This window comes from Paenibacillus sediminis, from assembly GCF_017873765.1.
Taxonomy (GTDB): Bacteria; Bacillota; Bacilli; order Paenibacillales; family Paenibacillaceae; genus Paenibacillus_AG; species Paenibacillus_AG sediminis.
The window spans coordinates 730,523-742,503 of record NZ_JAGGKP010000001.1; the positions used below are offsets into that span (position 1 = coordinate 730,523).

Below are 11,981 nucleotides of genomic sequence, written 5' to 3' on the forward strand. Positions count from 1 at the left end.
ATGAGCACTGAAGTTGTAATCGAGAAAGAGCCCAAGAGTAAACATAAGTCCTCTATTAAAACGGAGGATCGATTCGTATATCAGGATGACGAAGTCATTGATAAAGAGTTTAACTGGGGGCAATTTAGACGGTTATTTAGTTATATGAAGCCTTATAGCAGACAGCTACTTCCTAAAGTTCTAGGTGTCATGATAATAGCGACGATCACAAAGCTGACAGTTCCGTATTTGACGAGTATGGCTATCGATAAAGCGATTAGTCCAGCCTTGTCAGAACCTAGCTTGAAACTGCTCTATATGATCACAGCGGCCGCCCTGATCCTTTATATCATTCAATGGGCAGCAGGTACGTACCGAATCAAATATACAAATATTATTGGACAACGCGTCATCTATGATTTACGTGCAGATTTGTTCAAGCACATTCAGAAGCTGTCCTTTTCATTCTTTGATAAAAGACCTGCAGGTTCTGTACTGGTTCGTGTGACGAATGATGTAAACTCATTGCAAGATTTGTTCACGAACGGTGTCGTCAACATGCTTATTGACTGTATTCAGTTAATAGGAATTGTGATCATCTTACTGTTGATTAACTGGAAGCTGGGTCTTGCGGTCATGTTGACTGTGCCAGTGATGTTCTTTATTTCTACAAAGCTGCGGAGAACGATCCGGATTGCTTGGCAAGATGTACGTGCGAAGAACTCGCGCATTAACTCCCATTTGAATGAATCCATTCAAGGGATTCGTGTTACACAAGCGTTTACGCAAGAACAAGAAAATATGAAATACTTTGACTTGATGAACATGACGAGCAAGAGATCTTGGGATAAAGCATCCGCTATGAACCAAACATTTGGTCCTTTGATTGAAGTTACCGGGGGGATTGGAACATTTATTTTGTTCTGGTACGGAGCTTATTTAATTCAGACAGGTGAAGTGACCATCGGTTTGCTCGTAGCATTTACAAACTATGTAGGCAATTTCTGGGACCCCATTAACAGACTGGGTCAAATGTACAATCAGCTCCTCGTTGCGATGGCTTCCTCTGAGCGGATTTTTGAGTATATGGATGAGAAGCCGAAGGTCGTTGATCAACCGGGAGCTGCCGAGTTGCCGCAAATCAAGGGTGATATTCAGTTTGAAAATGTTGTGTTCGAATACGAGAAGAATCGTCCTGCTTTAAAAGGTATAAACTTGCAAGTCGAAGCGGGTCAATCGATCGCTCTTGTCGGACATACGGGTTCAGGGAAAAGTACGATCATTAATTTGCTCAGCCGTTTTTATGATATAACGGACGGGCGAATTACGATTGACGGATACGATATTCGTGATGTTACGGTACAGAGCCTTCGCAGTCAGATTGGGATTGTGCTTCAGGATACATTTATTTTCTCGGGTACGATTCGTGATAATATTCGGTTCGGTCGTCTAGATGCCACTGATGAAGAGATTGAGGCCGTAGCCAAAGCCGTTCATGCGCATGATTTTATCATTCATCTTCCTAATGGTTACGATACGGAAGTTGAAGAGCGAGGAAATGCGCTGTCTATGGGTCAACGTCAGTTGTTGTCATTCGCGCGGGCACTTCTTGCAGACCCCCGTATATTGATCTTAGACGAAGCTACAGCGAGCATTGATACTGAGACAGAGCTTAAAATTCAGGAAGCGCTGCAGGTGCTGCTTAAGGGGAGAACATCATTTATCGTGGCACATCGTCTGTCGACGATTCGTAATGCTAACCGCATCGTTGTTCTGGATCACGGAGAGATTAAAGAAGAAGGTAATCATGAGCAGCTATTGCAGAAGCAAGGAATCTATTACGGCTTGATTGAAGCTCAGTTCCGTTTTCTGTAAGCATAAGTTCCGGTATTTGTAATATATTTGTGACTTTAAACGATTTGTCACGGATTTTTCATATTTCCCTCGTAACCCGCTATTGTAATCGCTGTGTAAAAACACGAAAATAGAGTTGTAGATTGTCATACTCATCAGGGGGGATATTTGAAAATGTCAAATAGAGTCGCAGAACTGCTTCAAGTGAGGTACTGTGATGGGAATTAGTGTAGAAGCTCCGGTATTGGTCGTCCGTAAGTCTCAAAGTGAAGACGTGGAGTCACTTACACAGCTTATGCGCGAGCTGAAGTATCCTACTACGCTGAACGTTATGCGTGAGCAGATGGAACTGATCGCACATGATCCCATGTATTGTACTTTCGTTGCAGAGTTGGACGGTAAAGTCGTTGGCATGATTAGCTTACGTCATATTACATCACGCGTCCTGCCAGATTCTACTGCGCAAATTACGTCGCTTGTCATTTTTGAACCACAAAGAAGAATGGGTATTGGCAAACGTCTTATCGCTCAAGCAGAGGCGTGGGCAGCCGAACGAGGATGTTCTGAGCTGTTCGTAGCCAGCAGAAGCAGCCGGGAGAAGAATTCCCCTGCATATGCTTTTTATGAGCGCGTGGGATTCGAATTCAACAGATATCGATTTATTAAAACGATGAAGTAATTGAATGAAATTTCACATGACCTCACCCCGAGTTGAATGGGCGTGAGGTATTTTATTATGGCGGCTGTAATGGTTTACATTTAAGAGATGATGGGATAAAATACGTGCATAAATAGGAAAAGAAGTACGAGGGATGAACTAATTCTATGTATAAATTAATTCTGGTAGAGGACGAAGAGCACGTTAGGGAAGGACTATTAGAAGAAATCGACTGGAATCAATATGGTTTTGAAGTTGTTGATAACGCCGAGAACGGGAAGGAAGCTGTTGAAATGATCGACAAGCTGCTTCCAGATGTCGTCGTAACAGATATTCAAATGCCCTTTATGAATGGACTTCAGCTATCCGAATGGATCAGAGACAACTATCCGATGACCAAAATTATTATCCTTACTGGATATGATGAATTTGAGTACGCTCAGAAAGCAATTCGTCTCCAAATTGATGAATATGTTTTGAAACCGTTCTCATCCGATGAATTTATTCATATTTTGACGAAAGTGAAGCGTCAGCTGGACGATGAAGTGGCAGATAAGGAAAATGTTCTCACTTTAAGTGAGCATTATCGGAAAAGTCTCCCTGTGCTGCAGGGCGTTTTTTTATCATCTCTGGTCACTAGTAAATTGCCTGCACGTGAAATACATGAGAAAAGCAGTCTCTATCATATAGACCTAAATGGAACCGGTTTCATGGTCTCAGTCATTAATATTGATGTGGTGAGGCCAGAAATGCCAAACAACATAGCTGCCTCATCAACGCTGAGAGAAACGGGAGAAACTCAGCTCCAAATGTTCGCGGTTCTCAATATTGCCGAAGAAATTGTCCATAAGCATTCGCTTGGGAAAGTGTTCATACATGGGGACCATTTAATCGTGCTTACGATTAGTCAAGATCAGGACCAGGAACTCGTCAGTCAGCGCACGCTTGAAGTGCTAGAAGAGATTCGGCAAAGCGTCGAGAAATATTTGAAGCTGACCGTTACGATTGGTGCGGGGGCGGTCTGTGACACGATTGAGCACATTAATGAGTCGTATAATAATGCCATTCAAGCGCTTGATTATCGCCTTATTATTGGGAACAACAAGGTCATTTGGATTGATGACGTTGAGACGAGAAGATGCGATACCATTTCTTTCGATCAGCTACAGGAACAATCCCTCATTCGCAGTTTGAAAGTAGGTACCGTACAAGAAGCAACGGAAATGATAGACAGCTTATTTGCAGGCCTTGAACAGCTGCCTGTATCGATACAAGACTTTCAAATTTATTTGCTCGAAATATTAACTGCCATCATTAAAGTAGCGAAAGAAATGAACGTCGAGCTCGACGAGATGTTTGGAACGAATATTTTACCTTTTGCCGAAATTTATAAATTTAACAATCCTCAAGAAGCTAAGCAATGGATACTAACGGTCTGCACGAAACTTATGAACAATATTGCGACAGACCGTCAATCGAGCTATAAGAAATTGGTCGAAGAAGCGATCGCGTATATGAAAGCGCATTATCAAGACAGCGACATTTCCATTAGTAAAGTGTGCAAACATCTCCATATCAGCGCAGGTTATTTCAGTAATATTTTCAAAAAAGAAGCGAAGACCACTTTTGTCAACTATTTGATGCAAATTCGAATGGAAGCGGCAAAGGATATGCTGCGTAGCACCGATATGAAGACATTTGAAATCGCTGAGCAAATCGGCTTCTCTGATCCTAACTATTTCAGTTTTTGCTTTCGCAAAAAATTTGGGATCTCTCCGAAAGAATACAGGAATAGTGCTAGAGGAGTGTAAAGATTGAACAAAGCTGAACCATGTTCTCCAACCCGCCGGCTTAGAATGCTGATTGCTCAAGTGATGAATCGTATTCGTCTAAGAAGCATTCAATTTATTATTACGATATCTTTTATGGTCATCACGATTTTAGTTGTCCTTATCGTAAGTTTGATGCTATACAATAAATTTTCGAAGACAGCAGAAGAGAATGCTTATTTGAATATTCAACAAATTATTGAACAGGTTAACTCCAATCTTGAAAACTATGTAAACGGCATGATCGATATTTATGAAGTGGTTGAAGACCAAATCGACAAAAGTCCGACGATTTCAAGTCCGATATTAGCGGAACAGCTGCGTGCTATTCTGAAATCAAGAGAAGATTTGAAGTCGATTGCCTTGTATACTCGCAAGGGCGATCTCGTGCTCAATATTCCTTCATTAATGATGCGCAAAAATACGAGACTCGAGCAGCAGAGTTGGTTCGAAGCAGCCATCCAAAGACCTAAAGAGCTTACATTTTCTTCACCTCATATCGAGAATTTATTCAAAGGTCAGTATTCCTGGGTTGTATCGCAGAGCAGACAGATCAAATATGCCGATAAGAGCGGACGTAAGCAGGATGGAGTGCTGCTCGTCGATGTCAACTTTAAGACGATCGATGAGATTAGTAAGAAGGTTAGCTTAGGGAAGAAAGGCTATATCTATATCATTGATTCCCTTGGCAATATTGTATACCATCCGCAGCAGCAGCTCATTTACGCGGGACTGAAATATGAGAATCTAGAGCAAGTTCTGTCGTATTCATACGGCAGCTATGTCGACCATTCAACAGGTGAGTCTCGGCTTATTACGATAAAAACGGTTGAACCGATCGGCTGGAAAGTCGTTGGTGTCGCTTACACAGATGAGATCCTTACAACAAAGCAAGATTTGAATCAATTTATTTTTTGGGTTCTGGTTGTCGTAATATTGCTTGTATTACTCATCTCTATCTATATGTCTGCGAAAATATCAAGACCGATTAAGATGCTAGAAAAATCGGTTAAGAAGGTAGAGCAAGGTGACTTTAATACGAGGATTAACGTAAAAGGCGCCTATGAAGTGGAACAATTATCTCATCAGTTCAACCTTATGATTGGTAGAATCGGTCAGTTGATGGATCAAATTATTTATGAGCAAGAAGCGAAGAGGAAAAGTGAGCTGGATGTGCTGCAATCGCAAATAAATCCTCACTTTCTGTACAACACCCTAAATTCTGTTATTCGCTTTGCGCAGCGTGAGAAGAAGGAAGAAGTCATTACGATGATTAATTCGCTTTCTAAATTTTTCCGAATTAGTTTAAGTAAAGGGAAGAACATTATTACGGTTCAAGATGAGCTTGAGCATGTTCGTAACTACTTAGTCATCCAAAACATGCGCTACAAAAATAAATTTCAATATAAGATTGAAGCCGAAGAGAAGGCTCTTTCCTGCTTGACGCTCAAGCTGATACTTCAGCCCATCGTGGAAAATGCAATCGTTCATGGCATTGAGATGATGGCAGATGAAGGCTTTATTCATATTTCGGTCAATATTGTGGGAGATAAGCTGCTATTTCAAGTGACCGATAATGGCCTTGGTATGAGTGAGGAGACGATGCAGCAACTATTAACCGGACATTTAAAGAGTGAGCATGGTTCAAGCGTCGGCGTAAAAAATGTGCATGAACGCATTCGTCTCTATTACGGTGATGAGTATGGTTTGCAGTTTGAAAGCGAGCTGGAAGAAGGGACGACGGTCTGTATTTGGATCCCGGCTGTATATGAAGATGAAGGAGGAGGGGTGACGTGAACAGAACAGTAAAATCAACGTTGTGGGTACTCGTGGCGATTTCCTTACTGATCCTAACCTCTTTCTCTTACACTTCGACAAATGATTTGGTGAATCCTGAGAAAGCGAAGAAAATTCATATGATCGCAAAAATGGGTCACGGCGATTATTGGAATGCCGTTAAAATGGGAGCAGAAGTCGCAGCAAAAGAATATAACGTGAATTTAGTGTTCAAAGCGCCAAACAATGAGAACGATGTTGGAGAACAGATCAAAATGATGGGTGAATCGATCAAACAACGACCGGATGCTATTATTTTATCTGCCAGCGACTATATGGCCCTTGCGCAAGTGACAGATGAAGCTGCTTATTACAATGTTCCAGTATTATCCATGGATGCGGAGGTAGCCTCTGCGAAAGTGGAAACTTATATCGGTGCAAATAATTATGAAGCGGGACAGAAGGCTGCCGAGCGGATGATTGAGCTGACCGGCACGGACAGCCAGATCGCGATTGTAAATTTTGTTAAGGGAGCTAGAAATGCGGATCAACGTGAGGAAGGTCTTCTCGATTATGTGGCTAGATATCCCGGCATTAAAGTTGTCGATATTAGGTACAGTGACTCGGATCAGCGTATTGCGTCTCAATTAACGAAAGATATTTTAATAAGTCATCCAGACATAGATGGCATTATTGCGCTTAACGCAGAGGCATCGGTTGGCGTAGGCAGAGAAGTGAAAAATATGGGGAAAGGGGGTAAAGTGAAAGTGATTGCTTTCGATAATCCTCCTGAGAACATGGACTTGCTGCAAGAAGGGGTTGTGCAGGCTTTAGTTGTGCAAAATCCATTCAACAATGGCTATTTAGCTGTTCAGTTAGCGGTAGAAGCGAGCGAAGGCAAGCATATTCCGGACCGTGTAGATACAGGAATTAAGTTGATTGATCTTGACAATATGCTGTGGCCGGAAAATCAAAAATTGCTCTTCCCATTTGTTAAATAATAGGCCCTGACCTGGGGTCTATTTTTTTTAGAATGTTACAACTTGATGAGAATATTTATAGAAAATATGAGAATTTTACATTCGTTTTTTGTTCAAAAGCATCCATAATGAAAGCGTATCCTTTTCCAAAAGGAATATAAAAATACAGAAACTAATTTAGGAGGTCACAAATCAATGAAAAAACTTGCTCCTGTATTACTGGCTGGTTGTATGCTTGGCGGGCTGCTTGCAGGTTGCTCCAGTTCGAGCGACTCCAAACTGCCTAAAGTAGGCGTTGCGATCTACAAATTTGACGATACCTTCATGACAGGTGTCCGCAACTCAATCGCTGAGAATGGTAAAGACATCGCTACTGTTGACATCGTCGATAGCCAAAACTCACAACCAACTCAAAACGATAAAGTTGACTTGTTTATTACGAAAAATACAAAAGCACTGATCATCAACCCAGTTGACCGTACAGCTGCTGGCGTAATCATCGACAAAGCTAAACCTAAAAACATTCCAGTTGTATTCTTGAACCGTGAACCGCTTCCAGAAGATATGAAAAAATGGGATAAAGTGTACTATGTAGGAGCAAAAGCAGAAGAATCCGGAACGCTCGAAGGCCAATTGATTGCTGACTACTGGAAAGCCCATCCTGAAGCTGACAAAAACAAAGACGGCGTTCTTCAATACGTCATGCTGAAAGGCGAACCAGGTCATCAAGATGCAGAGCTTCGTACAAAATACTCTATCCAAGCTATCGAAGATGCTGGCATTAAAGTAGAAAAACTTGCTGAAGATACAGCAATGTGGGACCGCGTTAAAGGTCAAGAAAAAATGGCAGCGTTCCTTGCTTCCCATGGCGACAAGATCGAAGCTGTTCTTGCGAATAACGATGACATGGCACTAGGCGCAATCGAAGCTTTGAAGGCAGCTGGATATTTTAAAGGCGACAAATATATGCCAGTTGTAGGTGTTGATGCTACAGCTCCTGCTATTCAGGCACTTCAAGAAGGAACGCTTCTAGGTACAGTTCTGAATGATGCGAAAAACCAAGGTAAAGCATCTGTCAAATTGGCAACAGTGCTAGCTAAAGGTGAAACACCTACGAAAGATAATGTTGGATACGACATTTCTGATAATCAGTACATTTGGATCGCTTACAAGAAAATTACGAAAGACAACATTGCTGATGCACAATAATGCAATTAATTCAAATTGGTTGTAGTTGAAGAAGTGGGAGGTCGAATGTCTGACCAGGCATTCACCTCCTGATTTCCATAGATAGGAACCAGGAATGAAACACTGTGTGCCTCTAATGGTAAAGACAAAAGACGCAGGGGGCGAAAGATGATGGGTCAAAATGAATTTCTACTCGAATTAAATGAGATCTCTAAAGAGTTTCCCGGCGTAAAAGCGCTCGACGGTGTAACTCTTAAAGTTCGTCCAGGTACCGTACATGCCCTTATGGGTGAGAATGGTGCTGGGAAATCAACATTAATGAAATGTCTGTTTGGTATTTATTCGCCAGATGGAGGCGAAATATACTTGGATGGTCAGAAAGTAAACATCCAAAATTCGAAGGATGCTCTAAACTATGGAATCTCGATGATTCACCAAGAGCTTCATCCTGTCCCTCACCGGAATGTCATGGAAAATATTTGGCTTGGCCGTTTTCCGACAAAAGGAGTGGGGCCTTTCCAATTTATTGATCATAAGAAAATGTACAAAGATACGGAAGATTTGTTCAAACAGCTTGATATCGATTTGAAGCCTGACACGTTAGTTCGTCAATTATCCGTTTCCAAAATTCAATCAATCGAAATTGCAAAAGCTGTATCGTTCAACTCTCGCGTCATCGTTATGGATGAGCCGACTTCTTCACTTACGAGTGTGGAGGTAGAGCACTTATTCCGCATCATTAATGACCTGAAAAAAAGAGGCGTAGCCATTATTTATATATCGCACAAAATGGAAGAAATTTTACAAATTTCAGACGATGTCACAATTATGCGCGATGGTCGAAAAATCGGTACTTGGGCAGCTTCTGAGCTCACAACCGATTTAATTATTTCCAAAATGGTTGGCCGTGATTTGTCTAACCGTTTCCCGGAGCGGCATAATGTTCCCGGCGATGTCATTTTAGACGTAAAAGAACTTACATCATCCAATCCTAAATCATTTAAAAATGTTTCCTTTCAATTGCGTAAAGGTGAGATTCTTGGAATCGGCGGTCTTGTTGGTGCGCAGCGTACCGAATTAATTGAAGCGCTGTTCGGACTTCGAGATATACAGTCCGGATCGATCTCCATTAACGGTAAGGAAGTTAAAATTAAGTCTCCTGGGGATGCGAAGAAATATGGTATGGCTTTGTTAACAGAAGAACGCCGGACAACAGGTATTTTTCCAGTTCTATCTGTACACGAGAACGGTGCCATTGCCAATATTGATCGTTACCAAACGCCTTACTTGCTTCTAGATGAGAAGAAGAAAAGAGCAGAAGTCGATGCAATGATTACGAAATTACGTACAAAGACGCCTTCTACCAAAACATTAATTATGAACTTGTCCGGTGGTAACCAGCAGAAGGTACTGCTTGCGAGATGGCTGCTTACAGAACCAGATATTTTACTTCTTGACGAGCCAACACGCGGTATTGACGTAGGGGCCAAATACGAAATTTATTCAATCATTACCGATTTAGCGATGCAAGGTAAGAGCATCATCATGATTTCTTCTGAAATGCCTGAACTGATCGGAATGTCAGACAGAATACTTGTAATGTCAGAGGGTCGTCTCACGGGTGTTCTAGAAGGCGATGAGGCTACAGAAGAAGAGATTATGCGATTAGCTGCTCAGCACTAAGGCATTCATGGGGAGGAAAAATGGAAATGAATACAAATACAAAAAAACTACAAGGCTTTTTATCGCAAAATGTAATATATATTGTACTAGCGCTTCTCATTATTGCCATTACCATCTATGATCCATCATTCTTAGCCATTAACACGCTAAGAGATATTTTGAATCAATCTTCTACCCGCGTTATTATCGCACTTGGAACCGCCTTTGTTTTGATTACTGGAGGTACGGACCTTTCAGCAGGACGTGTCGTAGGCTTGGCTGCCGTTGTATCCGCATCGATGCTGCAGGTTCAAGATTACGGGAGACGATTTTTCCCTAATTTGCCTGATTTGCCGATCATCGTTCCTGTATTGCTGTCCATCGCAGCAGGTTTGGTCTTTGGGCTAATCAACGGTTTAATTGTAGCTAAATTTAAAGTTCCTCCGTTTATTGCGACACTAGGTACGATGGTTGCTGTATACGGTGTAAACTCCTTGTACTTTGATACAGAGCCTAACCAATCTCAACCGATTGGCGGTCTTCGTCCAGACTTTACGAATATCGGATCAGGCAGCATAGGCAGCGGTTCATTCTCCATTCCTTATATCGTTATTATAGCTCTTGTCGTTGCTTTCATTGTATGGGTTGTCTTTAACAAAACAAAACTCGGTAAAAACATGTATGCTATCGGAGGTAACGAACAAGCAGCTAAAGTATCAGGTATTAACGTCGCTAAGAACTTGATCTGGATCTATGCAATCGCTGGTGCCCTATACGGCTTGGCTGGTGTGCTTGAAGCAGCTAGAACCGGCGGAGCAACGAATAACTACGGTAATATGTATGAACTTGATGCGATCGCAGCGTGTGTGGTTGGTGGCGTATCCACAACAGGGGGTATCGGTAGAGTTCAAGGCGTCGTTGCCGGGGTATTGATCTTTACGGTTATTAACTATGGTCTGACGTTTATCGGTGTCAGCCCATATTGGCAGCTCATTATTAAAGGCTTGATCATTGTGGCTGCAGTTGCATTTGATATGCGTAAATACGCGACAAGAAAATAATATTTTTTGCATGAACAAACCGTGATCCATAATGGATCACGGTTTTTATTTTGTGAGAAGAAATCATCTGCTTGATATTATATAGTGTCTATATTAATATCAGTTCCCTTTCTCTCCCAATATTTACAGGCTGTTTCCATGTATAGTTCATGTTACAATGTGTTCGTGGCCGTAGTTCCCTTGAAGTTCCCACAAAGAACTCTCAACCGAATGAAGGAGGAAAACAAAAAATGAACAAAAACATGACAAAGAGAATCGCTAAGACAGCTGTTACAGCAACTTTAGCTATGGGTTTACTTGTACCGAATGCTGCCTTTGCAGCGCCAAGTCAAACTCAAAATCAAAATCAATATCAAGATATTGACTCGATCGTCGCAAAAATCGTTGAAAATATAAAATCTCAATATCCAGGCGCAAATGTAACAACAGAAAAAATGGTAATTACAATTCCTGGAAAGATGACTACAATGCCAAGTGCACCTGAAAAGACAACGACAAGTGTTCCTAAGAAAACAACAGCAAGTGCACCGAAGAAGCCGGCAGCAACAACAACTAGCACATCAAAATCTCAATTTGCAGCACAAGTGGTAACTTTAGTGAATAAAGAACGCAGCAAGCAAGGTTTGAAGCCGTTGACTGTAGATACGAAACTTGCAGGTATGGCTTATGATAAAGCTGTAGACATGTACAAAAATAATTATTTCGATCATAACTCACCAACGTATGGTTCACCGTTTGATATGATGAAGAAATATGGCATTAAGTTCTCTTACGCAGGTGAGAACATTGCTAAAGGTCAACAATCTCCGCAGCAAGTGATGGATGCGTGGATGAACAGTGCAGGTCATCGTGCTAACATTTTAAATTCGAATTTCACAAAAATCGGTGTAGCTTACTATAACGGAATTTGGGTACAAGAGTTTATCGCTAACTAAACTTTAACACATTATTATTGTTCTAAATCTCACTATTAACATGAGTTTACCGCTATTTA

General features: G+C 41.4%; 9 protein-coding genes. All 9 read left to right on the forward strand.

Annotated elements, in window-relative coordinates:
* The 9 genes from J2Z20_RS03550 (at position 1) to J2Z20_RS03590 (ending at position 11,922) form a co-directional block, all read left to right on the forward strand.
* Positions 1–1,854 (forward strand): ABC transporter ATP-binding protein, encoded by a 1,854-nt coding sequence (locus J2Z20_RS03550; RefSeq protein ID WP_209845446.1) that lies wholly within the window; start codon positions 1–3, stop codon positions 1,852–1,854.
* A gap of 196 nt (positions 1,855–2,050) precedes the next feature.
* A complete protein-coding gene (locus J2Z20_RS03555; RefSeq protein ID WP_245251848.1) occupies positions 2,051–2,512 on the forward strand; it encodes a GNAT family N-acetyltransferase in 462 nt (153 codons plus the stop codon).
* A 146-nt stretch (positions 2,513–2,658) separates the two neighbouring features.
* Positions 2,659–4,302, forward strand: coding sequence for a response regulator (locus J2Z20_RS03560; protein WP_209845448.1), 1,644 nt, complete (start codon positions 2,659–2,661; stop codon positions 4,300–4,302).
* 63 nt (positions 4,303–4,365) lie between these two features.
* The gene (locus J2Z20_RS03565) at positions 4,366–6,117 is read left to right on the forward strand and encodes a cache domain-containing sensor histidine kinase (protein WP_209847242.1); all 1,752 of its coding nucleotides are present in this window, start codon (positions 4,366–4,368) and stop codon (positions 6,115–6,117) included.
* A complete protein-coding gene (locus tag J2Z20_RS03570; protein WP_342454251.1) occupies positions 6,114–7,097 on the forward strand; it encodes a substrate-binding domain-containing protein in 984 nt (327 codons plus the stop codon). Before J2Z20_RS03565 ends, J2Z20_RS03570 begins: the two co-directional genes overlap by 4 nt.
* A 174-nt stretch (positions 7,098–7,271) precedes the next feature.
* Complete coding sequence (locus J2Z20_RS03575) at positions 7,272–8,285, forward strand: galactose ABC transporter substrate-binding protein (protein WP_209845450.1); 1,014 nt, start codon at positions 7,272–7,274, stop codon at positions 8,283–8,285.
* Positions 8,286–8,435: 150 nt separating this feature from the next.
* Positions 8,436–9,947 (forward strand): sugar ABC transporter ATP-binding protein, encoded by a 1,512-nt coding sequence (locus J2Z20_RS03580; protein WP_209847249.1) that lies wholly within the window; start codon positions 8,436–8,438, stop codon positions 9,945–9,947.
* A gap of 26 nt (positions 9,948–9,973) precedes the next feature.
* Entirely contained in the window at positions 9,974–10,987 is a 1,014-nt protein-coding gene (gene mglC / locus J2Z20_RS03585) for a galactose/methyl galactoside ABC transporter permease MglC (protein WP_209845452.1), read from the forward strand.
* Between the two features lie 230 nt (positions 10,988–11,217).
* On the forward strand, positions 11,218–11,922 hold the full coding sequence (locus J2Z20_RS03590) for a CAP domain-containing protein (RefSeq protein WP_209845454.1): 705 nt from the start codon (positions 11,218–11,220) through the stop codon (positions 11,920–11,922).
* Positions 11,923–11,981 lie beyond the last annotated feature (59 nt).

Coding starts and splice junctions, on each gene's coding strand:
- J2Z20_RS03550 (WP_209845446.1), top strand. CDS start 1: ATGAGCACTGAAGTTGTAATCGAGAAAGAGCCCAAGAGTAAACATAAG.
- mglC (WP_209845452.1), top strand. CDS start 9,974: ATGAATACAAATACAAAAAAACTACAAGGCTTTTTATCGCAAAATGTA.
- J2Z20_RS03565 (WP_209847242.1), top strand. CDS start 4,366: ATGAATCGTATTCGTCTAAGAAGCATTCAATTTATTATTACGATATCT.
- J2Z20_RS03580 (WP_209847249.1), top strand. CDS start 8,436: ATGGGTCAAAATGAATTTCTACTCGAATTAAATGAGATCTCTAAAGAG.
- J2Z20_RS03560 (WP_209845448.1), top strand. CDS start 2,659: ATGTATAAATTAATTCTGGTAGAGGACGAAGAGCACGTTAGGGAAGGA.
- J2Z20_RS03590 (WP_209845454.1), top strand. CDS start 11,218: ATGAACAAAAACATGACAAAGAGAATCGCTAAGACAGCTGTTACAGCA.
- J2Z20_RS03555 (WP_245251848.1), top strand. CDS start 2,051: ATGGGAATTAGTGTAGAAGCTCCGGTATTGGTCGTCCGTAAGTCTCAA.
- J2Z20_RS03575 (WP_209845450.1), top strand. CDS start 7,272: ATGAAAAAACTTGCTCCTGTATTACTGGCTGGTTGTATGCTTGGCGGG.